Source organism: Actinomadura sp. 1N219 (assembly GCF_044326405.1).
Taxonomy (GTDB): Bacteria; Actinomycetota; Actinomycetes; order Streptosporangiales; family Streptosporangiaceae; genus Spirillospora.
Map to the genome: position 1 here is coordinate 366,222 of NZ_JBIRAY010000003.1, position 21,283 is coordinate 387,504.

General features: G+C 73.8%; 20 protein-coding genes. 14 read left to right on the forward strand and 6 right to left on the reverse strand.

Annotated features, from left to right (window positions below):
- Positions 1 to 25: 25 nt before the first annotated feature.
- The 3 genes from ACH35V_RS13875 to ACH35V_RS13885 are packed head-to-tail and all read right to left on the reverse strand — an operon-like array spanning position 26 to position 3,050.
- Complete coding sequence (locus ACH35V_RS13875) at positions 26 to 574, reverse strand: carboxymuconolactone decarboxylase family protein (protein WP_395972476.1); 549 nt, start codon at positions 572 to 574, stop codon at positions 26 to 28.
- 54 nt (positions 575 to 628) lie between these two features.
- Positions 629 to 1,441: an SAM-dependent methyltransferase gene (locus ACH35V_RS13880; RefSeq protein ID WP_395972477.1), complete on the reverse strand. Its 813-nt coding sequence runs from the start codon at positions 1,439 to 1,441 to the stop codon at positions 629 to 631.
- Between the two features lie 52 nt (positions 1,442 to 1,493).
- The gene (locus ACH35V_RS13885; protein ID WP_395972478.1) at positions 1,494 to 3,050 is read right to left on the reverse strand and encodes an FAD-dependent monooxygenase; all 1,557 of its coding nucleotides are present in this window, start codon (positions 3,048 to 3,050) and stop codon (positions 1,494 to 1,496) included.
- 87 nt (positions 3,051 to 3,137) lie between these two features.
- Here ACH35V_RS13885 and ACH35V_RS13890 point away from each other — a divergent pair, with 87 nt between their 5' ends.
- Genes ACH35V_RS13890 through ACH35V_RS13910 form a run of 5 tightly spaced genes read left to right on the forward strand, consistent with a single transcriptional unit; the run spans position 3,138 to position 7,102 of the window.
- Entirely contained in the window at positions 3,138 to 4,022 is an 885-nt protein-coding gene (locus ACH35V_RS13890) for a DUF4129 domain-containing protein (protein WP_395972479.1), read from the forward strand.
- Complete coding sequence (locus ACH35V_RS13895) at positions 4,019 to 4,513, forward strand: hypothetical protein (RefSeq protein ID WP_395972481.1); 495 nt, start codon at positions 4,019 to 4,021, stop codon at positions 4,511 to 4,513. Before ACH35V_RS13890 ends, ACH35V_RS13895 begins: the two co-directional genes overlap by 4 nt.
- Positions 4,498 to 5,481 (forward strand): AAA family ATPase, encoded by a 984-nt coding sequence (locus ACH35V_RS13900; RefSeq protein WP_395972483.1) that lies wholly within the window; start codon positions 4,498 to 4,500, stop codon positions 5,479 to 5,481. The genes ACH35V_RS13895 and ACH35V_RS13900 overlap by 16 nt, the downstream gene beginning before the upstream one ends.
- Complete coding sequence (locus tag ACH35V_RS13905; protein WP_395972485.1) at positions 5,478 to 6,776, forward strand: DUF58 domain-containing protein; 1,299 nt, start codon at positions 5,478 to 5,480, stop codon at positions 6,774 to 6,776. The genes ACH35V_RS13900 and ACH35V_RS13905 overlap by 4 nt, the downstream gene beginning before the upstream one ends.
- Complete coding sequence (locus ACH35V_RS13910) at positions 6,773 to 7,102, forward strand: hypothetical protein (protein ID WP_395972487.1); 330 nt, start codon at positions 6,773 to 6,775, stop codon at positions 7,100 to 7,102. The genes ACH35V_RS13905 and ACH35V_RS13910 overlap by 4 nt, the downstream gene beginning before the upstream one ends.
- Here ACH35V_RS13910 and ACH35V_RS13915 read toward each other — a convergent pair.
- Positions 7,047 to 7,547, reverse strand: coding sequence for an inorganic diphosphatase (locus tag ACH35V_RS13915; protein WP_395972489.1), 501 nt, complete (start codon positions 7,545 to 7,547; stop codon positions 7,047 to 7,049). The genes ACH35V_RS13910 and ACH35V_RS13915 overlap by 56 nt on opposite strands.
- 48 nt (positions 7,548 to 7,595) lie before the next feature.
- A complete protein-coding gene (polA, locus tag ACH35V_RS13920; protein ID WP_395972490.1) occupies positions 7,596 to 10,229 on the reverse strand; it encodes a DNA polymerase I in 2,634 nt (877 codons plus the stop codon).
- Positions 10,230 to 10,292: 63 nt separating this feature from the next.
- Here polA and ACH35V_RS13925 point away from each other — a divergent pair, with 63 nt between their 5' ends.
- A complete protein-coding gene (locus ACH35V_RS13925; RefSeq protein ID WP_395972492.1) occupies positions 10,293 to 11,132 on the forward strand; it encodes an LLM class F420-dependent oxidoreductase in 840 nt (279 codons plus the stop codon).
- A 78-nt stretch (positions 11,133 to 11,210) separates the two neighbouring features.
- On the opposite strand, the gene ACH35V_RS13930 is transcribed toward ACH35V_RS13925, so the two are convergent.
- Positions 11,211 to 12,722: a M20/M25/M40 family metallo-hydrolase gene (locus ACH35V_RS13930; protein ID WP_395972493.1), complete on the reverse strand. Its 1,512-nt coding sequence runs from the start codon at positions 12,720 to 12,722 to the stop codon at positions 11,211 to 11,213.
- A 257-nt stretch (positions 12,723 to 12,979) separates the two neighbouring features.
- Between ACH35V_RS13930 and ACH35V_RS13935 the strand changes: the two genes are divergently transcribed.
- The 8 genes from ACH35V_RS13935 (at position 12,980) to nrfD (ending at position 21,250) form a co-directional block, all read left to right on the forward strand.
- Positions 12,980 to 15,622 carry a nitrate- and nitrite sensing domain-containing protein gene (locus tag ACH35V_RS13935; protein WP_395972494.1) on the forward strand — a complete coding sequence of 881 codons (2,643 nt, stop codon included), beginning with the start codon at positions 12,980 to 12,982 and terminating at the stop codon, positions 15,620 to 15,622.
- A complete protein-coding gene (locus ACH35V_RS13940; RefSeq protein WP_138646391.1) occupies positions 15,619 to 16,062 on the forward strand; it encodes a roadblock/LC7 domain-containing protein in 444 nt (147 codons plus the stop codon). Before ACH35V_RS13935 ends, ACH35V_RS13940 begins: the two co-directional genes overlap by 4 nt.
- A 7-nt stretch (positions 16,063 to 16,069) precedes the next feature.
- Positions 16,070 to 16,444: a DUF742 domain-containing protein gene (locus ACH35V_RS13945; protein ID WP_395972495.1), complete on the forward strand. Its 375-nt coding sequence runs from the start codon at positions 16,070 to 16,072 to the stop codon at positions 16,442 to 16,444.
- Between the two features lie 127 nt (positions 16,445 to 16,571).
- A complete protein-coding gene (locus tag ACH35V_RS13950) occupies positions 16,572 to 17,171 on the forward strand; it encodes a GTP-binding protein (protein WP_395972496.1) in 600 nt (199 codons plus the stop codon).
- A 71-nt stretch (positions 17,172 to 17,242) separates the two neighbouring features.
- Entirely contained in the window at positions 17,243 to 18,385 is a 1,143-nt protein-coding gene (locus tag ACH35V_RS13955) for an acyl-CoA dehydrogenase family protein (protein ID WP_395972498.1), read from the forward strand.
- 23 nt (positions 18,386 to 18,408) lie between these two features.
- On the forward strand, positions 18,409 to 19,227 hold the full coding sequence (locus tag ACH35V_RS13960) for a PaaX family transcriptional regulator C-terminal domain-containing protein (protein ID WP_395972500.1): 819 nt from the start codon (positions 18,409 to 18,411) through the stop codon (positions 19,225 to 19,227).
- A gap of 188 nt (positions 19,228 to 19,415) precedes the next feature.
- Positions 19,416 to 20,213, forward strand: coding sequence for a 4Fe-4S dicluster domain-containing protein (locus ACH35V_RS13965; protein ID WP_395972737.1), 798 nt, complete (start codon positions 19,416 to 19,418; stop codon positions 20,211 to 20,213).
- The gene (gene nrfD, locus ACH35V_RS13970; RefSeq protein ID WP_395972501.1) at positions 20,210 to 21,250 is read left to right on the forward strand and encodes an NrfD/PsrC family molybdoenzyme membrane anchor subunit; all 1,041 of its coding nucleotides are present in this window, start codon (positions 20,210 to 20,212) and stop codon (positions 21,248 to 21,250) included. Before ACH35V_RS13965 ends, nrfD begins: the two co-directional genes overlap by 4 nt.
- Positions 21,251 to 21,283: the final 33 nt, after the last annotated feature.

The window sequence follows — 21,283 nt, forward strand, 5'->3', positions numbered from 1 at the left end:
CCCGGCCAACGGGGTTTCGGCGGGGTCAGCGCGGGCGGGGCAAGCTCGCGTACCCGTGCGCGACGAGACGCTCGGCCGCCTGCGTGTAGGCGGCCGGGTCGGCCGGGACGCTGGTGCCGAGGCCGTCGACGTACCGGTTGTACATGCAGAACGCGGCGGCGATGAGCACGGCGTCGTGGATCTCGACGTCGGTGGCGCCCGCCTCGCGGGCCGCGGCGATGTGCTCGTCGCCGACCTCCCGGCCGCCGCGCTGGACGGCGGCGGCGATCCCGAGGAGCGCCCTGAGCTTCCCGCCGACCGGCGCGGTGGCCGGGTCGGCGTGGACCTGCTGGACGAGCGTCGCGCCGCCGTCCAGCTGCGCGGCCGCGCACGCCCCGTGGGAACCGGCGCAGAAGCGGCACCCGTTCAGCTCCGACACGTACGCCGCGATCAGCTCACGCTCACCGCGCTCCAGCGGGCTCGGGCCGCGCAGCAGGGCCTCCGCGAGCGCGCTGAGCGGGCCCGCCGTCTCGGGCCGGTACCGGAGCAGGGACGGCAGCCCGGGGACGGCGTCGTCCAAGTCGATGTGCGCCACGGGACCGCCCTCCACGGAAGTACGCCTGGTCCCTTGATCCTCTACCGAACGCCGTCACGCGGGTAGTTTTCTCGCCACTCCACAAAAGGTCATGGTCTCCTGCGGCTCGCCCCACGGGTTGGGCTCGGGACGCCACCGCGAGCACGACACGACACCGGGCTCCAGCAGTTCCAGGCCGTCGAACAGAGCCTCGATCTCCTTGCTCGTCCTGGCCTTGATGGGGTGCGGGGTGCCGCTCTCGTTCCACGCGCTGACGGCGAGGCGGGTCACGTCCACGTCCAGGCAGGCGTGCGACAGCGCCACGAAGCTCCCCGGCGCCAGCGGGCCGACCAGCCGCCCGAGGATGCGCCGGAGCTCGTCGTCGTCGGTGACGAGGTGGAGCAGGGCGAGCATCATCAGCCCGACCGGCCTGCCGAAGTCGAGGGTCGCGGCTGCCTCGGCGAGGACGCGGTCCGGGTCGCGGACGTCGGCGTCGATGTAGTCGGTGGCGCCGCCCGGCGCGCTGGTGAGCAGCGCCCGCGCGTGGACGAGCACGAGCGGGTCGTTGTCGACGTAGACGACGCGGGACTCCGGCGCGACCCGCTGCGCGATCTCGTGCGTGTTGTCGACGGTGGGCAGCCCGGTGCCGACGTCGAGGAACTGGCGGACGCCCTCCTCCCCCGCGAGGTGCCGGACGCACCGTCCGAGGAACAGCCGGTCGGTCCGCGCCGCCGCGACGATCCCCGGCACCTGCCGCGCGACGCGCTCCCCGGCCTCCCGGTCGACCTCGTAGTGGTCCTTGCCGCCGAGCCAGTAGTCCCACACCCGCGCCGAGAGGGGCCTGTCCGCTCTGGTGGGGTCGGGGTGCGCGGTGTCGTCCGTGGCCATGCGGCTCCTCCTTCGCCCGTGACGGCGGGCCCGTGAGGCGGGATGACCGACGCTACACCGAACGGCCACACGCCCTGTCAAGGACCCCCGCCACCGCCTCGGGGTCATAGGAGGGGAGCACGCCCGCTAGGTGGCCGTCCGGGCGGACGACGTGGACGGTGTCCGGCCCTGCCTGCAACGCCGCCCGGAGGACGCCCTCTACGTCGATGTCGTCCAGCGTGTGGACGCGGTGCGGGACGCCGGTCGGCAGCTCCGCCGCATGCCGCTTCGCGGTCAGGACGACGAACGCCGTGCCGAGCAGGCGGCGCAGCCGGGTCGGCTCGCCGGAGACGACGCACGGTCCGTCCGGGCAGATCACGCCCGGCACCGGCGGGCGGACGGCCCCCGGCCCGCGCGGGAACTCCTCGGCCGCGCCGGACGGCGTCGTCAGCGGCGAGTCCAGGTACCAGAACGGCTCGGCCAGGCGGCCCGAGTCGATGACCTTGTGGGCGGCGGGGTCGGTCCGCGCCTTCTCCAGCGCCTCCAGGCGGCGGGCGCGCTGCCCGGGCGTGTGCGGGACGAGGAACTCCATCGTCCGCGTGGTCACGCGGAGGTTCTCCCCCGCCGCAGCCCTCCGCTCGACGTCGTAGCTGCGCAGCAGGCTCTCGGGCGCCCAGCCGCGCCGGACGAACGCGAGCTTCCACGCCAGGTTCTCCGCGTCCTGCACGCCCGAGTTCAGCCCGCGCGCGCCGAACGGCGCGTACAGGTGGGCGGCGTCCCCGGCGAGGAACGCGCGGCCCGACGCGAACGTCGCCGCGCGCCGCTCGTGGAACCGGTACACGCTCGACCACACGATCTCGTACGGGACGTCCCCGACGATCTTCCGGATGCGGGCGTCCAGCGCCCCGGACGCGCGCTCGGCGTCGAGGTCGTGGTCGCCGGGCACCTGCCAGTCGATGCGCCACGTCCCGTCCGGGCACTGGTGGACGAGGACCTGCCGCCCCGGATTCCACTCCGGGTCGAAGAAGAACCGCCGCTCGCTCGGGAACGGCAGCTCGGCCCGGATGTCGCAGATGAGGAACTTGTCGGCGAACGTCCGTCCGGGGAAGGGGATGCCGAGCAGCCGCCGGACGGTGCTGTGCCCGCCGTCCGCGCCGACCGCGTGGCTGCCGCGGACGGTCGCACCCGCGTCCACCTGCACGCCGCGTTCGTCCTGGTGGAGACCGCAGACGGGATGCCCGTACCGGACGTCGGCGAGCGGGTCGGCGTCGGCGAGGTCCCGCAGGTGCGCCTCGACCTCGGCCTGCGAGATGTTGAGCCACGGCGGCACCGCGCTCCGCCCGGCCTCGGGGAACGTGACGGAGAACAGCTCCTCGCCCCGGTAGTAGGTGCGGCCGGTCGTCCACGTCACGCCGCGGGAGATCATCCGCTCGGCGCAGCCGACCCGGTCCAGGACGTCGAGGACGTCCCGCTGGAAGCAGATCGCCTTGGACCCGGACGGATCGCGCCGCGCCGCGGCCTCCAGCACCACGCTCGGCACGCCGTGCCGGGCCAGCAGCAGCGCCGTGACCAGGCCGACCGGCCCGGCGCCGACGATCACGACCGGTTCGCCGTCACTCCAGGAGCCCACCTCTGAATGGTGCCCCGGCACGGGCGGCGATGGCCAGGGGCGGCCATACTTGATCAAGTCGGGCCCGGCCCGTGCGCACAATGGCGTATGTCCCGCGTGCGAACGCCGACCCGCCGGGAATTGGGCAGGGCGGGTGCCGCGGCGCTCCTCCTCGCGGCCGGCGCGTACGGGCTGCGGGCCTACACCGGCCTGTGGCTGGACCTCTACGTGCACCGGCCCTCGACGTCGTCGCTGATCGCGCTCGCGGCGCTGGACGCGGTCGCGGTCGTGCTGGTGTTCGCCGCCTTGCGCAGGCGCCGCGACGGGCCGGGCGAACCGGTGTTCGGCCGCTGGACGGCTCCCCTGGCGGCCGGTTTCGTACTTCTCGTGCTGGGGCTGCCCCTAGGGCTGGCGGTCCTCGCACTGCGCGGGCCCCTCCATGTGGAGCTGCCCCCGCCGGATTACGGCCCGAAGCACGAGTGGCCGAGGGAGGACCTGGAGCGCGAAGCCCCCTGGCAGGTCCCCCCGGCGGCCATGGCGGCCGTCCTCGCCCTCGCGATGATCGCACTGATCGTGTCGGCGGCCTGGGTGGCCGTCCGGTACCGGCGCCGGCGGTGGCGGAACCGCCTCGGCGGGCACCGCCGCCCGCCCGCGGCGCCCGCCGGGCCGCCGTCCCCGGACCGGTTCGAGGAGGCGGCGGCGGCCGGGAGCCGGGCGCTCCGGGCCACCGATGACGCGCGGGCCGCCGTGATCGCCTGTTACCTCGCGATGGAGGGCGTCCTGGCGGAGGCGGGCGCCGCCCCGCACGACAGCGACACCCCGGCCGAGGTGCTGGCCCGCGCCTCCGGCTCCGGCCTGGCCGGGCTGGACGCCGCGACCCGGCTGACCGGCCTGTTCAGGGAGGCCCGCTACAGCGACCGTCCGGTGACCGAACGGCACCGGGCGCAGGCGGCGGCCGCGCTGGAGTCGCTCCGCGCCGGGAGCCGGGCATGAGAGCCGCCGCGCTGGCGGCGGCCGCCGGGTGCGGGTTAGCCGCCGCCTACCTCGCCGCCGGCGCCGCGGCCGTGGTCATCCTGGCCGCCGGGCTGGCGGTCCTCGGGCTGCTCGCCGCCCGGGCGGCGCTGCCCGCCGCGCTCCCGTCCCGCCCGGCCGTCCGGACGCCGGGCGAACCGGACGAGCTGCGGGAGTTCCCCTCGTACCGGCGGGTCCGCGAGGCGGTGTCGTGGTCCCAGGTGTCCGCCAGGCACTACGACTCCGTGACGCGGCCGCTGCTCGTGCGGCTGTTCGCCGCCGCGCTGGCCGAGCGGCACGGCGTCGACGTCCACCGCGAGCCCGCGCGGGCCAGGGAGCTGGTGGGCGACGACGTGTGGCCGTTCGTCGTCCCGGACCGTCCCCGCTCCACCGACGCGCTCCCGCCGGGCCCGGACCTCGCCGGCCTGCGAGCGGTCGTGAACCGACTGGAGGAACTGTGGCCGAACGACTGACCATCGACTCGCCCGCCGCCGCCGCGGCGCGCTGCCGGGACGTCATCGCCGAGGTCGAGAAGGCCGTCGTCGGCAAGCACGCCGCCGTCGAGCTGGTGCTGACGGGTGTCCTCGCGTCCGGGCACGTGCTGATCGAGGACCTCCCGGGCCTCGGGAAGACGCTGCTGGCCAGGACGTTCGCGACCGTCCTCGGCCTGGACTTCGCGCGCGTCCAGTTCACGCCGGACATGCTGCCCGCCGACCTGACCGGCGCCGCCGTCTACGACCCGCGCACATCGGACGTGGTGTTCCGGCCCGGCCCGGTGTTCACCCAGTTCCTCCTCGCTGACGAGATCAACCGGACGCCGCCGAAGACCCAGGCCGCGCTGCTGGAGGCCATGGAGGAGCGGCAGGTCAGCGCGGACGGGGAGACCCGCCCCCTGCCCCGGCCCTTCATCGTGCTGGCCACCGACAACCCGATCGAGTACGAGGGCACCTATCCCCTGCCGGAGGCGCAGCTCGACCGGTTCGCGCTGCGGATCAGGCTCGGCTACCTCTCCGCCGACAAGGAGGGCGAGATGATCGCCCGGCGGCTGTCCCGCGGCGCGGCGCCGCCCGCCCTGCGCGCGCTGGCCGGGCCGGACGACGTGCTCGCCATGCGCGAGTGCGTCGAGCGCGTCCACGTCGACGACGCGATCGTCCGGTACGCGGTCGCGATCTCGGCGGCGACGCGCGAGCACCCCAAGGTGACGGTCGGGGCCAGCTCGCGGGCGACGCTCGGCGTCGTCCAGGTCGCGCGCGCGCACGCGCTGCTCGCGGACCGCGACTACGTGCTGCCGGAGGACGTGAAGGCCGTCGCGGCGCCGGCGCTCGCGCACCGGCTCGTGCTGCGGCCGGAGATGTGGGTCCGGCAGATCAGCGGCGAGGACGTCGTCACCGAGATCCTCGGCCGGGTCCCCGTGCCGCGCGCCGCGGACCAGCCGGCATGAGGCCGCCCCCGCCCGACCCGCCCCCGCCGGACGCGCTCGCGCTGACGTGGCGGCCCGCGCCGGTCGCGCACGGCCTGGCCACGATCGCCGTGCTCGCGGGCCTGGCCGCGCTGCTGCTGTCCCGCCCGAACCTCCTGCTCCTGGCCGCCCCGCCGATCGGGGTCCTCGCCGCCGGGCTCGCCGCGCGCCGCCCGGACGCCGTCGCGGTCCGGACCACGGAACTCCCCCGGCGGTGCTTCGAAGGCAAACCTGTCGAGATCACCGTGACCGCCGACGCGGGGACCCCGCTGGACGAGATCGCGCTGCGCCTGGCCCCGGCGCCCGCGTTCGGCGTCGACGTCACGTCCTACACCGAGGACCGCGCGGCCGGGACCGCGCGGGCCACGTTCGCGCTGCGGCCCCGATACTGGGGCCGCCACACGCTGCCCCGGGTCACCGTCGGCTGCCGCGGCCGCCACCGCGTCGGCGAGGCCCGGACGGCGCTGCCGCTCGGCGAGATCAGCGTCTATCCCGCCGGGCCGCCGGTCCGTCCGCGGCTCGTGCCGCTCGACCTGCTGCGGCGGCTCGGCGACCACGTCGCCCGCGCCGCCGGGTCCGGGACGGAGTTCGCCGGCATCCGCCCGTACCTGCCGGGCGACCGGGCCAGGGACGTGAACTGGAAGGCCAGCGGCCTGCGCGGGCGGCTGCACGTCACGACGCGGGCCGACCAGCGGCAGGCCGAGATCGTCCTCGCCCTGGACGCCTACACCGACCTCGGCGAGCCCGGCGGGACGCTGCTCGACCGCGCCGTGCGCGGTGCGGCGGCCGTGGCGACGGCATACCTGCGCGGCGGCGACCGCGTGGGGATCGTCGCGTTCGGCGGGACGCTGCGGTGGCTGGCGCCCGGCCAGGGCGAGCACCACTTCTACCGGCTCGCCGAAGCCGTCATGGACGCCCGGAACGCGGGCGGCGACGCCACGTCCGACCTCCGCCGGGTACCGCGGTCCGCGCTGCCGCCGGGCGCGCTGGTGATCGTGTTCTCGCCGCTGCTGGACGACCGGGCGGTGCGCACCGTCCAGGACCTCCGCCGCCGCGGCACGCCCGTCGTCGTCATCGACACGCTCGACCGGGAGCCGCCGGGCGGCGGGCGCGAGGAGTACCTGGAGCCGTCCCTGCGGCTGTGGCGCCTCGACCGGCGGGCGCTGCGGGCCGGGCTCGCCGACCTCGGCGTGCCCGTCGTGCCCTGGACGCCCGCGGACTCCCTGGACGTCGTCGTCGGGTCGTTCGGGCACCGGGTCTCGGGCAGGCACTCGTGATCCGCTTCCGGCCCGGCGCGACGACGGCGGCCGCGGCGGCCGTCGTGGCGGTCTGCGCGGTCTGGGACCCGGGCGTCCCGGCGGCGGCCGCGGCCGGGCTGCTGGTGATGGCGCTCCTGCTGCTCGCGGACGCCTTCGGCGCGTACGGCGGCCCGGGGCGCTACCTGCCGCCGCTGATCGCCGGCGGTTCCTGCACCGTCCTGGTCGCGGCCGTGCTCGCGCTGCCGCCCGCGTCCGGCGCCCCGGTCGCGGTGGCCGGGCTGGCGGCGCTCATCGGGGCGTTCCGGCTGACGTACTCCGGGCGCGGTCGGCGGCCTCGGCGATAGTGCGGTCGGCGACCCGCTTGTCCTGCCAGCCCCGCACGTCGGAGCCCTTGCCCGGCTCCAGGCTCTTGTAGATGTCGAAGAAGTGGCCGATCTCGTCGAGGACGTAGTCCTGCACGTCCGGCAGGTCGCGGAGCCCGGCGTAGCGGACGTCCCGCGCCGGCACGCTGAGGATCTTGGCGTCGGGGCCGCCCTCGTCGTGCATCCAGAACACCCCGAGGCTGCGGACGGTGATCTCGCAGCCGGGGAAGGTCGGCTCCTCCAGCAGCACCATCACGTCCAGCGGGTCGCCGTCCTCGGCGAGCGTGTCCGGGATGTAGCCGTAGTCGGCCGGGTACTGGGTCGAGGTGAACAGCATCCGGTCCAGCCGGATCCGGCCGAGCCGGTGGTCCATCTCGTACTTGTTCCGCGATCCTCGCGGGATCTCCACGACCATCTCGATGTCCATCGGTTTCCCTCCCGGGAAGGCCCTGCCCGGCGGGGGCGGGCTCGATCGTCAGTGGGCGGCGGCGTCCCAGTCCGCGCCGGTCCCGATCGCGACGTCCAGGCCGACCGACAGCGGATAGGCGGTGGTCATCCGGTCGCGGACGATCTCCGCCACCGCGTCCCGCTCCCCCGGCGCGACCTCCAGGACGACCTCGTCGTGGACCTGGAGGAGCAGGCGGCTGCGGAGCCCGGCGGCGGTCAGCGCCCCGTCCACCCGCAGCATAGCGATCTTGACGATGTCGGCGGCGGAGCCCTGCACCGGCGCGTTCAGCGCCATCCGCTCGGCGGTCTCGCGGCGCTGCCGGTTGTCGCTGGTCAGGTGCGGCAGGTAGCGGCGGCGGCCGAGGAGCGTCCGGGTGTAGCCGGTGACGCGGGCCTCGGCGACGACGTGGCCGAGGTAGTCGCGGACGCCGCCGAGCCGCTCGAAGTAGGCGTCCATCAGCGGGCGCGCCTCCGCCATCGGGACGCCGAGCTGCCGGGCCAGCCCGAACGCCGACAGCCCGTAGGCGAGCCCGTACGACATCGCCTTGATCTTGCGGCGCATGTCGGGGGCGACGGCGTCCGGGGCGACCCGGAACACCTGCGCGGCCATCGTGGTGTGCAGGTCCTCGCCGGACTCGAACGCGGCCAGCAGCGTCGGGTCCTGCGACAGGTGCGCCATGACGCGCAGTTCGAGCTGGCCGTAGTCGGCCGTCATCAGCGACTCGAACCCGGCGCCGGGCAGGAACGCGCGGCGGATGCGCCGGCCCTCCTCCGTCCGGATGGGGATGACCTGCAAATTCGGTTCGATGGACGAGAGCCGCCCGGTCGCCGCGACCGTCTGCTGGAACGTGGTGTGGATGCGGCCGTCCGCGCCGATCTCCCTGATCAGCCCGGCCACGGTCGTGCGCAGCCGCGCCTGGTCGCGGTGCCGCAGCAGGATCTCCGGGAGGCCGTTGTCGGTCTGGGTGGCGAGCCAGGTCAGCGCGTCCACGTCGGTGGAGTGCCCGGACTTGATCTTCTTCGTCTTCGGCAGCCCCAGCTCGCCGAACAGCACCTCCTGGAGCTGCTTGGTCGAGCCCGGGTTGAAGGGGTGCCCGGCGATGTCGGCGGCGTCGTCGGCGGCGCGCTCCATCGCGGCGGCGAAGTGCTTCTCCAGCTCGTCCAGCAGGCCCGCGTCGACGTGGACGCCCGCGCGCTCGGCGCGGGCCAGCAGGCCGGACAGCGGCAGTTCGACGTCGCGGAGCACCTCGTCCATGCCGGTGGACGCGAGGTCGGCGGTGAACTTCCCGGCCAGGTCGAGGACGGCGCGGGCGTTCAGCATCAGCCCGGCCGCGCCCTCGGTCGGCGGGCGGCGGCCCAGGTGGCGTCCGGCGAGGTCGGCGATGCCGTAGGCGGCGAGGCCCGGCAGGAGCAGGTACGCGGCCATCGCGGTGTCGGTGGCGACGCCGTCGAGGCGCCAGCCGCGCTCGCCGATGACGCGCAGCAGCGACTTCACGTCGTGCAGCGCCTTCGGGCGGCCGGGGTCGGCCAGCCAGCCCGCGAACGCGCGCTCGTCGTCCGCGGTGAGCCGGGACGGCTCGAACGACGCGGCGTGGTCGTCGCCGGTCGCGAGGGCGATCCGGGTGATGTCGCCCGCGCCGCGCACCCACGTGTAGTCGGCGGCGAGCCCGGTCAGCCCTGTCGCGCGGGCCTCCAGCCAGGCCGCCAGCTCGCCCGGCTCCAGCTCGCGGCCCTCGATCGTCTCCGGTTCGGCGGCCTCCGCGGGACGGCCGCCGCCCGGGTCGGCGGCGAAGAGGCGCTGGCGGAGGCTGGCGTTGCGGAATTCCAGCTCGTCCAGCAGGGACGTGAACGCGGACATGTCGTAGGGCCGCCGCCGCAGATCGCCGAGTTCGACCGGCAGGTCCAGGTCGCGGACGAGCTCGGTCAGCCGCCGGTTCAGCCGCACGGTGTCGGCCGCGGCGCGCAGCTTCTCGCCCGCCTTGCCCTTCACCTCGTCCGCGCGGTCCAGCAGCGCGGCGAGGGAGCCGAACTCGCGCACCCACTTCGCGGCCGTCTTCTCGCCGATGCCGGGGATGCTCGGCAGGTTGTCGGACGGGTCGCCGCGCAGCGCCGCGAAGTCCGGGTACTGCGCCGGGGTCAGCCCGTACTTCTCCTCGACGGCGGCGGGCGTGTAGCGGATCATCTCCGCGGCCGTCCGGTAGAAGTACAGGACGGTGACGTCGTCGCTGACGAGCTGGAGCACGTCCCGGTCGCCGGTGACGATCAGCACCTGGAGGCCGTCCGCCTCGGCCCGGACGGTCAGGGACGCGATGATGTCGTCGGCCTCGTAGCCGGGCGCGCGCAGCACGGGCATGCTCATCGCGGCGAGGAACCGGTCGAGGATCTCCAGCTGGCTGCCGAACTCGTCCGGCGACTTCGCCCGCCCGGCCTTGTACTCGGGGAACGCCTCGGTGCGGAACGTCCGGCGCGACACGTCGAACGCGACGGCCGCGTGCGTCGGGCGCTCGTCGCGCAGCGCGTTGGCCAGCATGTTCGCGAACCCGTACACGACGTTCGTGGGCTGACCCGCGGTGGTGCTGAAGTTCTCGACGGGGAGCGCGTAGAACGCCCGGTAGGCCAGCGAGTGGCCGTCCAGGAGCAGCAGGCGGGGCCGGTCTTCCATGGTCACATCCTGGCACCTGGGTACGACGGCATGAAACGACCGGACGAGGTGTTAGGGCTGCACATGACCAAGACCCAACTGGGGCGCATCGGCATCTGGCGCCCGTGGAACCAGCTCGACCCGGCGCTGGCCGAGGAGGTCGAGGACCTCGGCTACGGCGCGATCTGGGTCGGGGGCTCACCGACCGGGGACCTGGAGGACGTCGAACGCCTGCTGGCCGCGACCGACCGCATCGTCGTCGCGACCGGCATCGTGAACATGTGGAAGACGCCGGCCGAGGAGGTCGCGGCGTCCTACCACCGGCTCGACGACGCGTACGGCGGGCGGTTCCTGCTCGGCGTCGGCATCGGCCATCCGGAGCGGACGCGCGAGTACCGCAGCCCGTACGAGACGATCGTCCGCTACCTCGACGGCCTGGACGCCGGGAACGTCCCCGCCGAGGGGCGCGTGCTCGCCGCGCTCGGGCCGAAGGTGCTGCGGCTGGCGGCGGAGCGCGCCGCGGGCGCCCACCCGTACCTGACCACGCCCGACCACACGCGCGTCGCACGGGAGGCGCTCGGCGGCGGGCCGCTGCTCGTCCCGGAGCACAAGGTCGTGCTCGACCCCGATCCCGTCCGCGCCCGCGCGCTGGGCCGGCGGACGCTCCAGCACTATCTCGGGCTCGGGAACTACGTCGCCAGCTTCAAGCGCTTCGGCTTCACCGACGCCGACGTGGCGGACGGCGGCAGCGACGCGCTCGTGGACGCGGTCATCGCGCACGGCGACGCGGACGCGGTGGCGGCGCGGCTGATGGGCCATCTGGACGCGGGCGCCGATCAGGTGGCCGTCCAGGTGCTGACCGAGCCCGGCGGCGATCCGCTTCCCGCTCTGCGCTCGCTCGCCGAGACCCTGCCGCTGCGCTAAAGAACCGCTGCCGCGCTGAAAGAAATCGAGGGACGCGCCCGGCCTGCGGGCGCGTCCCCCAAAGCGGAACCGGCTGGCTTACCGGGTCGCGTAGTGGCCGATCTGGTCGGGCAGGGCGCGCCTGGCGGGCGCGTGCCGCCGGACGAACTCGTTGCCGTTGACCGTCAGGGTGCTGAGGGCGAACGCCTGGGTGACCGCGGCGGCGCCGTCGATCATCTGGTCGAAGCCCTTGAGGTCGACGTTCCCGTAGGTGTCGCAGGCCGAGTGGTAGCACGGGTCGTACGCCTTGCCGGCCGTGCCGCCGTACACCTTGGCCTGCTCGGCCGTCTTGATGCCCTCGGCGCCGGTGAACAGGCCGCCGGCGGGGATGCCCACGGTGATGAAGGCGTTGTAGTCCGACCGCCCGTTGAACGGCGACTGGTCGCTGGCCAGCTTCTTGCTCGCGAAGTGGTCGTGGAACGCCTTCTCGATCGCGCCGGACCCCGCGGGCGGCGGGACGGTGCTGCCGCCGGTGCTGTTGTCGCCGTCGTAGACGAACCGCACGAAGTTCGGCGAGCCGATCATGTCGAAGTTGAGGTTGAGCGCGATCTTGTTCCGCTCGGCCTCGGGGAGGTTGTCCACGTAGTACTGCGAGCCGAGCAGGCCCTCTTCCTCGGCGCCCCAGAACGCGAACCGCACCTTGTTGTGGAGCTGCTTGGGCTTGAGCTTGCCGATCTGCTTGGCCATCTCCAGCAGCGCCGCGGTGCCCGACCCGTTGTCGTTGATGCCGGGGCCCTCGGCGACGCTGTCGTTGTGGGCGCCGACGACCACGACGTTGTCGGCCCGTCCGCGCTCGGTGTCGGCGATGACGTTGGCGGCCGTGCGCTTCTGGGTGAACGTGTCGGTCTTGACCTTCAGCGTCACGCCGCCGTTCTGCGCCTGCTGGACCAGCGCCTTGCCGACCGCGTTGGTCGGGCCGACCACCGGGACGCCGTACGGCTTGCCGAGCGTGCCCGCGACCGGACCCGGCTGGTCGGGCAGCTGGTAGATGACGACGGCGGCCGCGCCGGCGGCGATCGCGTTGTCGGACTTGACGGAGAAGAAGCACCCGCCGCGCTGGATCAGCGCGATGTTGCCCTTGGGGAAGCCCGCGAAGTCATCGGCCTCGCACCCGCTGCCCAGGCCGGTCGCGCCCGGGTCGACGGGGCTCGCGGCGGCGGTGACGTCGCCGGCGCCGGAGTACTGCAGGCTCTGGAAGTCGGTTCCCGGCACGAACGTCTTCGGCTCGGGCGCGGTCTGGGCGAAGGAGGGTTCGGAGACCTCCTGCCAGAAATCGAACTCGAACTGCTGGACCGTCGGGCTGTATCCGGCCCGTTTCAGCTGGTCCGCAAGGTACTTCACAGTGATCACGTTGCCGGGTAGTCCGGCGGCCCTGTTGCCGCCGTTGGCGTCCGAGATCTTCTGCAGGTTGTTCTGGTGATGTCGGACGTTCTTCAGTGTGACGAGGTCGGCCAGCGCCGGATTGTTCGGCGCCGCCAGGACCGGGCCCGCCGCCAGCGTGGTCGCGGCGAGGGACAGCCCGAGAAGCGTTGCTAGCGCGGCTCTGCGCATGACTCGGTCTCCGTTGGTGGGGGGACGAAGCATGCCGCAGCCTTGCACGACGACATTTCGCACAACAAGCCACAACTCTCACATATCGCGGCCAACATCGGCCTTGAAAGAATTCAGAAAGTAAGCGCGAGATCGCCGTCCGCACACGGAATGGGCCCGACTTGTCCGAAATCGGTTCGGCCTCTGGCTTTCCCCACGTCAGCGTCTATAGGCTCCGTGCACTTCGGTGATGACCGATATACGCATGGGAGTGACCAGTGTCGAAGTCGGAGGCAGCAGGCTCGCCGCGCGGCCGGTCGCGCACGTATCCGATCTGGCGGAGGATCGCGCTGCTCCTCGCGGTGCCGCTGACCGCGCTGTTCGTGCAGTGGGGGATGCCGGCCGCCGTCACGGTGTCCAACGCGCTGCAGCGGTTCGACTTCGCGACCGTGTACAACAACGTCGCGACGCCGGCCACGAAGGTGACCGAGACGCTGCAGGAGGAGCGGGCCGGCGCCGTCCAGTTCCTGCACCGGTTCAAGATCGCGGACCGGCAGCGCTTCGGCGAACTGGTGGCCAGGACCGACGCGGCGGTCGCCGCGTTCCGCAAGCAGGCCCTGTCGTCCGACACCAGGGGCGCGATGGACGACGTCATGACCACGCGGGTGCGCAAGCTCAGCGACGCCTACAACCACCTCATCACGCTGCGGGAGCGGGTCGGCATCGGCGGCACCACGCCGCTCGGCGCCATCGAGGGGTACAGCCAGGTCGCCGACATCACGATCCGCCTGCTGACCACGCTGGTGAGCGTCGACGACAGGACCGTCTACCTGCACACGACCTCGCTGCTGCACAACTTCTGGGCCCGCGAGTTCATGCTGCGCGAGCACGCGCTGCTGTCCACGCTGGGCGCCGGCCAGATGAGCGCCAGCAACCGCGCGGCGTTCGCCGCCTGGTCGGAGGCCCGCATCCAGTACTTCGAGCTGGGCCGCGCGCAGGCCACTGGCGAGATCGAACAGATCATGTACGATCTTGCGAACTCGGGGGAGTTCACTGCGTATACGACGCTGGAGAACAATGTCGTGAACAACGGCATCGTCCCCGACCCCGCCGAGTGGCGCGGCGCGATCGGCGCGCTGTCGCCGAAGTGGTCGAAGGACGCCGCGACGGCCGAGTCCGTGGTGAACAACAACGACGTCAAGCCCGCCGGAAACCGGATCATGCTCCAGTTCTTCGTGATCGGCGTGGTCGGGCTGCTGGGCGTGATCGCCTCGGTGATCCTCTCGCTGCTGTTCGCGCGGCGGCTCAGCGCCGAGCTGCGCGAGCTGCAGCAGTCGGCGCAGCGGCTGGCGAACGAGCGGCTGCCGCGGGTCGTGGCCCGGCTGCGCCGCGGCGAGCAGGTGGACGTGGAGGCCGAGTCGCCGCCGCCGAAGACCGGACGGACGAAGGAGGTCGCCCTGGTCGGCGAGGCGTTCGGCACCGTCCAGCGGACCGCGGTCGCCACCGCGGTCGCCGAGTCGGACCTGCGCGCGAGCATCAACCGGGTCTTCATCAACCTGTCCTGGCGCAGCCAGTCGCTGCTGCACAGGCAGCTCAGGCTGCTCGACCAGATGGAGCGGCGGGCCGCCGGCCCCGACGAGCTCGAGGACCTGTTCCGGCTCGACCACCTCACCACCCGCATGCGCCGGCACGCCGAGGGCCTGGTCATCCTCGCCGGGTCGCCGACCGCCCGGGCCTGGGACCATCCGGTCGCCGCCGAGGACGTGGTCCGCGCCGCGGTCGCCGAGATCGAGGACTACACGCGGGTGGAGCTCACCGGCACCGCGTCGGTCGCCGTGACCGGCGACGTCGTCGCCGACATCATCCACCTGCTCGCCGAGCTGATCGAGAACGCGGCCGTGTTCTCCCCGCCCACCACCGAGGTGACGGTCAAGGTCGAGACCGTCGCCAACGGCCTCGCGGTCGAGGTCATCGACCGCGGCATCGGCCTGCACCCCGACGAGCTGGACGAGCTCAACCTGCGGCTGGAGGGCGGCGGCGAGTTCGACCTGATCGACACCGAGCGCCTCGGCCTGTTCGTCGTCGCGCGGCTGGCCGCCAGGCACGGCGTCAAGGTGTCGCTGCAGCCGTCCGCGTACGGCGGCACGACCGCGGTCGTCCTGATCCCGCACGCGCTGGTCACGATGGACGACGACCTGGCGCGCGGCGGCCCGATCCCGGGGACGGCCCGCACGATGGTCGCCGCGATGGCCGCCGGCGACGGGCGCCAGCGGCTCGGCCGCCCAGCCCGCCCGGCGATCCCGGCCGCGATCGTCCAGCCGCAGTCGGACGAGACGCAGGACGACCCCCGGGACGAGCCGCCCGCCGGGCCGCCGCCGATCGTGACGTCGCCGTCGCCCACGCTCGACCAGCCCGCGCCGTGGTTCGACGACAACTCTTCCCCATACGAGTACGAGCAGGCCGCACCGTACGAGCAGAACACGCCTCAGTACGACGCGCCTCAGTACGAGACGCCCCACTACGAACGGACTCCTTCGCTCGACCCGCCCACCGTCGCGTTCGAGCGGCCCGCGGTGTCGTTCGGCCAGGCCGCGCCGTCCGGCCCGGCCGGGCCGCACGGCGACCGTCCCCGGCCGCCCGGCGGCGGCGAGGAGCCGGCCGACGTGGAGTCCAGCGAGGTCACCGGCAGGCTGCCGCGGCGCGTGCGCCAGAGCAGCCTCGCCCCGCAGTTGCGCCGGGGGGCCGCCCCCCAGCGCGCCGAGCCCGCCGAGGTCGCCGTGCCGGACGACGACTTCGACGAGCCCAGCCCGGAACTCAGCCGCGCCCTCATGTCCTCACTACAGTCGGGATGGTTGCGCGGCAGGGTCATGGACGACGAACCGGAAGAACCCGGTCCACGCGATGAATGGGGGGAACGATGACGCAGCAGGGCCATGCGTCCGGCGAGCTCGACTGGCTGCTCGAAGACCTGGTGCAGCGGGTCGGCGAGGTCCATCAGGCCGTCCTGCTGTCCAGGGACGGCCTGGTGATGGGCGCCTCGAGCGGGGTCACCCGCAAGGACGCCGAGTTCCTCGCGGCGCTGTCGTCGGGGTTCCACAGCCTCGCCAACGGCGCCCGCGAGCACTTCAAGGCCAAGCAGGTGCGGCAGACGGTCGTCGAGCTCGACGGCCTGCTGTTCTTCGTCATGCCGGCGGGCAACGGGAGCTGCCTGGCGGTGCTGAGCGACGCCGGCGGCAACGCCGGGCTCGTCGCCTACGAGACGACCATGCTGATCAAGCGGGTCCGGCGGCATCTGGCGACGTCGCCGCGCGCCGCGGCCGAGGCTCAGGATCCGACGCTGCGTACGGGCGCCTCGGGCTGAGGCCGCCGTGGAGACCCCGAGAGAGCGCTGGGTCGGGCTGGACGCGGGCCCGATCGTCCGGCCGTACGCGGTGACCCGGGGACGCACCCGTCCCCGGGGGATCGTCATCGACCTGGTGACGATCCTCGTCGCCACCGGCCGGACGCCCGGCGACCGGGTGTGGCTGTCGCGCGAGCAGCGGCGGCTGCTGGAGCTCTGCCGGCAGCCGTCCACGCCCGCCGACCTCGCCTCGGAGATCGACCTGCCGTTCCGCGTCGTGCAGATCCTCCTGGAGGACCTGCACCAGTACGGACTGATCGAGGAGACGACCCGCACCGAGCAGCCCGACCGCCCCGACCCTCGAATCCTGATGAGAGTGCTCGATGAACTTCGCCGCCTCTGACCGCGCTTCGGGCGAACCCCGGGGGGGCTGGGAACCCGCTCCCAGGAACGAGCCCGCAATGCCGATGTCAGCTCCCCTTCCCGCCCCGCCGATGTCACCCCCGATGCCACCGCCGATGTCACCGGCCATGCCGCCGTCAGTCGCGCCGTCGGGGGCGCCGTACGGGCAGGACGTCGACGTCCCGCTGCACACGCTGAAGATCCTGGTGGCCGGCGGCTTCGGGGTCGGCAAGACGACGCTCGTCGGGTCGGTCAGCGAGATCCGCCCGCTGCGCACGGAGGAGACGCTCACCGACGCGTCCGTCGGCGTGGACGACCTCGGCGGCGTCGAGCGGAAGACGACCACGACCGTCGCGATGGACTTCGGGCGGCTGACGTTCTCCGGCGGCGTCCGGCTCTACCTGTTCGGGACGCCGGGCCAGGAGCGGTTCTGGTTCATGTGGGACCAGATCTCCTACGGCGCGGTCGGCGCGATCGTGCTGGTCGACACGCGGCGGCTCACCACGAGCTTCGCGTCCATCGACTTCTTCGAGCAGCGGCGGATCCCGTTCGTCATCGCCGCCAACGTGTTCGACGGCGCCCGCCGCTACCGGGTCGAGGAGATCCGGGACGCGCTGGACGTCGACCCGGACGTCCCGATCCTGCTGTGCGACGTCCGGCACCGGGACACGGCGAAGGGCGTCCTCGTCGCGCTGGTCGAGCACGCCCTCCAGTCGTCGCGGCGCTGACCCCGGCCCACGCGCCGGGGACGGCGGCCGGCCGGGCGGCGTTACTGTTGGGGGCGCGAAAGGAGCCGCCCATGCCCGCCACCCGCCAGCTGCCCACCCCCGAGGCCGAGGACCTGATCGCGCTGACCCGCGAGATCGCGGCGAAGGAGCTGGCGCCGCGGGCCGCCGACGCCGAGCGCACCGGGACGTTCCCGCGCGAGGTGTTCACGACGCTGGGCCGGGCCGGGCTGCTGACGCTGCCGTATCCGGAGGAGTTCGGCGGCGGCGACCAGCCGTACGAGATCTACCTCCAGGCCCTTGAGGAGATCGGCGCGGCCTGGGCGAGCGTCGGCGTGGGCGTCAGCGTCCACGCGCTGTCCTGCTTCCCGCTGTTCGCCTACGGGACGGCCGAGCAGCGCGCCCGCTGGCTTCCCGACCTGCTGTCCGGCGAGCGGCTCGGCGCGTACTGCCTGTCGGAGGCGCACGCGGGCTCCGACCCTGCGGCGATGCGGGCCAGGGCCGTCCGGGACGGCGACTCCTACGTCCTCAACGGCGCGAAGGCGTGGACGACGCACGGCGGCAAGGCCGACTTCTACACCGTCATGGCCCGCACGTCGGACGACGGCGCGCGCGGCATCTCCTGCTTCCACGTCCCCGCGGGCACGCCCGGCCTGGAGTTCGACCGGCCCGAGGACAAGATGGGCCTGATGGGGTCGACGACCGCGACCGTCCGTTTCGTGGACGCCCGCGTCCCGGCCGGCAACCTCATCGGCCGCGAGGGCGAGGGCCTGACGATCGCGCTCGCCGGCCTCGACGCCGGACGGCTCGGCATCGCCGCCGTCGCCACCGGCCTCTCCCAGGGCGCGCTCGACACGGCCGTCGCCTACGCCAAGGAGCGGGAGGCGTTCGGCCGCGCGATCATCGAGCACCAGGGCCTGGCGTTCGTGCTCGCCGACATGGCCGCCGCGGTCGAGTCGGCGCGCGCCACCTACCTGTCGGCGGCGCGGCTCAAGGACGCGGGCCGCCCCTACGGCCGGGAGGCGTCGATCGCCAAGCTGGTCGCCACCGACAACGCGATGAAGGTGACGACGGACGCCGTCCAGGTCCTCGGCGGCGCCGGCTACACCCGCGACTTCCCCGTCGAGCGGTTCATGCGCGAGGCCAAGGTCATGCAGATCTTCGAGGGCACGAACCAGATCCAGCGCCTGGTGATCTCCCGCCACCTCGCCCGCTGAGCAGGCCGGAGGAGGCGGAGCGGATGGCCCCACCCGGCGAGTTCGGCACGGCGAGCGCCCGGTCGCTGCTGCTGACGGTGCTGGGCGAGTTCGTCCTCCCCGGCGGCGGGCCGGTCTGGACGGCGGCGCTGCTGCGGGCGCTCGGGCTGCTCGGCGCGGAGGAGAAGGCCGTCCGGCAGGCGCTCGCCCGCAGCGCCGCCGACGGCTGGATCGCCGGTGAGCGCCGCGGACGGCGCACCGCCTGGCGGCTGACGCCGTCCGGGGTGCGGCTCCTCACCGACGGCGCCGAGCGCATCTGCGGCTTGGGGCGACCCGGCGGCGACTGGGACGGGCAGTGGCTGGTGGTCCTCGCCACCGTCCCGGAGACCAGCCGCAAACTCCGCCACATGCTGCGCACGCGGCTGGCCTGGAACGGTCTCGGGAACCTCTCCCCCGGCGTGTGGGTCAGCCCGCATCCGGGACGGGAGCCCGAGGTGCGCGAGGTCCTCGCCGAGATCGGCGTCGCGGGCACGTCCACGCTGTTCGCCGGGCGGCTCGGCGACCTGTCCGAGGCGCGGCGCGTGGCCCGGCAGGCGTGGGACCTGGACGCGATCCAGCCCGCCTACGACGACTTCGCCGACGCCGTCCGCGAGCTGTGCCCCGCCGGCGATCCCGGGACGTTCGCCGCGCACACCCGGCTCGTCCAGGAATGGCGCCGGTTCCCGTTCCTCGACCCGGGGCTCCCGGCGGAGCTGCTGCCGGACGGCTGGAGCGGCTTCCGGGCGTCCGCGCTCTTCCACGAGCGCCACGCCGCGTGGCGTCCCGCCGCCGAGCGCCAGTGGAAGGCGATGGCGGACGGCTGACCCCGCGCCGGTGGTGTAGGAGGCGCGCCGCGGGGAAGTCGGAGAAGGTCGCCGCCGCGGTCGGGAGGTCTGGGATGGGCAGCTTGGTGGGACGGAACCTGCTCGCCGGAGCCGAACCCGATATCGCCGCGGACGCGGCTCGTCCCAACCCGGCCGCCGATGCTGGCCATCCCGACCCGCCGCCCAGGATGGGCTTCTTCACCGACACGTCCGTGTGCATCGGGTGCAAGGCGTGCGAGGTGGCCTGCAAGGAATGGAACGCGGTGCCCGAGGACGGCCTGGAGTTCACCGGCATGTCCTACGACAACACGCAGGGGCTCGGCGCCGACACCTGGCGGCACGTCGCGTTCATCGAGCAGAACAAGCCGATGGGCAACGCCGAGACCGGCGCGGACGGTGCGCAGGACTTCCGGTGGCTGATGGCGTCCGACGTCTGCAAGCACTGCACGCACGCCGCCTGCCTGGACGTCTGCCCCACCGGTTCGCTGTTCCGCACCGAGTTCGGCACGGTCGTCGTCCAGGAGGACATCTGCAACGGGTGCGGGTACTGCATTCCCGCGTGCCCGTACGGGGTCATCGACCAGCGCAAGGGCGACGGCCGGGCGTGGAAGTGCACGCTGTGCTACGACCGGATCGGCGCGGACATGGAACCGGCGTGCGCGAAGGCGTGCCCGACCGACTCCATCCAGTACGGACCGCTCGACGAGCTGCGCGAGCGGGCCGCCCTGCGCGTCGACCAGCTGCACGACCTCGGCGTCGACGACGCCCGCCTGTACGGCCACGACCCGGACGACGGCGTCGGCGGCGACGGCGCGTTCTTCCTGCTGCTGGACGAGCCCGAGGTGTACGGGCTGCCGCCGGACCCGGTCGTCACGACCCGCGACCTGCCGTCCATGTGGAGGCACGCGGGCGCGGCGGCGGCCGCGATGCTCGGCGGGCTCGCCGCCGTCTTCGCCGTCCACGGCCGCGCGGGAGGCCGGCGATGAGCACATCGGACGTCGGCAAGGACGGCATGAGCGGTGAACGTCCAGGCCGGGAGGCGCAGATCGGCGGGGGCCTGCGGCGGCGCGGCCGGAGGCGCGGCAGGCACCGGGGCGAGAAGGCGATGGTGCCGGACGCCGAGTTCACCTCCTACTACGGCAAGCCGATCCTTAACCCGCCGGTCTGGAAGGCGTCCGACGTCGCCGCGTACTTCTTCCTCGGCGGCCTCGCCGGGGCGGGTTCGGTGCTGGCGGCGGGCGCGCACCTCACCGGGCGTCCCGTCGCGGCGCGGGCGTTGAAGATCTCGTCGGTGGCCGCGCTCGGCGGGTCCACGGCCGCGCTGATCCACGACCTCGGACGGCCCGAGCGGTTCGCCAACATGCTGCGGGTGATGAAGCCGACGTCGCCGATGAGCATGGGGTCGTGGCTGCTGGCCGCCTACGGCCCGGCGGCGGGCGCGGCGGCCGTCCTGGACGTCACCGGCCTCTTCCCGCGCCTCGGCGGGGCGGCCACGATCGGAGCCGCCGCGCTGGGCCCGGCCGTCTGCACCTACACCGCCGTCCTGGCCGCCGACACGGCCGTGCCCGCCTGGCATGAGGCGCACCGCGAGCTGCCGTTCGTGTTCGCAGGTTCGGCGGTGGCGGCCGCGTCCGGCATGGCCCTGATCGCGGCCCCGCCCCGCGAGACCGGGCCGATGCGCACCGCGGCGGTGCTCGGCGCGGCGCTGGAGCTGGCGGCCGCCAAACTGCTGGAGCGTCGAGCCGGACTGGCCGCCGAGCCGTACAAGGAGGGCAAGGCCGGCCGGTTCGTGCGCGCGGGCGAGATCCTGTCGGCAGCGGGCACCGCCGGGGGCGTCCTGCTCGGCGGGCGCGTCCCGTCCGGTCGGCGCGGCCGTGCGGCGGCGGCGCTCAGCGGGGCGGCGCTCCTGGCGGGCTCGGCCTGCACGCGCTTCGGCGTGTTCCACGCCGGGATCCAGTCGGCGCGCGACCCCAAGTACACGGTGATTCCGCAACGGGAGCGGCTCAGGGCCGCAGGTGGATAGGCTGGCCCCTCACCGCAGGCGCAGGAGAGGGGC

Coding starts and splice junctions, on each gene's coding strand:
- ACH35V_RS13880 (WP_395972477.1), bottom strand. CDS start 1,441: ATGGCCACGGACGACACCGCGCACCCCGACCCCACCAGAGCGGACAGG.
- ACH35V_RS13890 (WP_395972479.1), top strand. CDS start 3,138: ATGTCCCGCGTGCGAACGCCGACCCGCCGGGAATTGGGCAGGGCGGGT.
- ACH35V_RS13895 (WP_395972481.1), top strand. CDS start 4,019: ATGAGAGCCGCCGCGCTGGCGGCGGCCGCCGGGTGCGGGTTAGCCGCC.
- ACH35V_RS13905 (WP_395972485.1), top strand. CDS start 5,478: ATGAGGCCGCCCCCGCCCGACCCGCCCCCGCCGGACGCGCTCGCGCTG.
- ACH35V_RS13915 (WP_395972489.1), bottom strand. CDS start 7,547: ATGGACATCGAGATGGTCGTGGAGATCCCGCGAGGATCGCGGAACAAG.
- polA (WP_395972490.1), bottom strand. CDS start 10,229: ATGGAAGACCGGCCCCGCCTGCTGCTCCTGGACGGCCACTCGCTGGCC.
- ACH35V_RS13925 (WP_395972492.1), top strand. CDS start 10,293: ATGACCAAGACCCAACTGGGGCGCATCGGCATCTGGCGCCCGTGGAAC.
- ACH35V_RS13930 (WP_395972493.1), bottom strand. CDS start 12,722: ATGCGCAGAGCCGCGCTAGCAACGCTTCTCGGGCTGTCCCTCGCCGCG.
- ACH35V_RS13940 (WP_138646391.1), top strand. CDS start 15,619: ATGACGCAGCAGGGCCATGCGTCCGGCGAGCTCGACTGGCTGCTCGAA.
- ACH35V_RS13950 (WP_395972496.1), top strand. CDS start 16,572: ATGCCGCCGTCAGTCGCGCCGTCGGGGGCGCCGTACGGGCAGGACGTC.
- ACH35V_RS13955 (WP_395972498.1), top strand. CDS start 17,243: ATGCCCGCCACCCGCCAGCTGCCCACCCCCGAGGCCGAGGACCTGATC.
- ACH35V_RS13960 (WP_395972500.1), top strand. CDS start 18,409: ATGGCCCCACCCGGCGAGTTCGGCACGGCGAGCGCCCGGTCGCTGCTG.
- ACH35V_RS13965 (WP_395972737.1), top strand. CDS start 19,416: ATGGGCTTCTTCACCGACACGTCCGTGTGCATCGGGTGCAAGGCGTGC.
- nrfD (WP_395972501.1), top strand. CDS start 20,210: ATGAGCACATCGGACGTCGGCAAGGACGGCATGAGCGGTGAACGTCCA.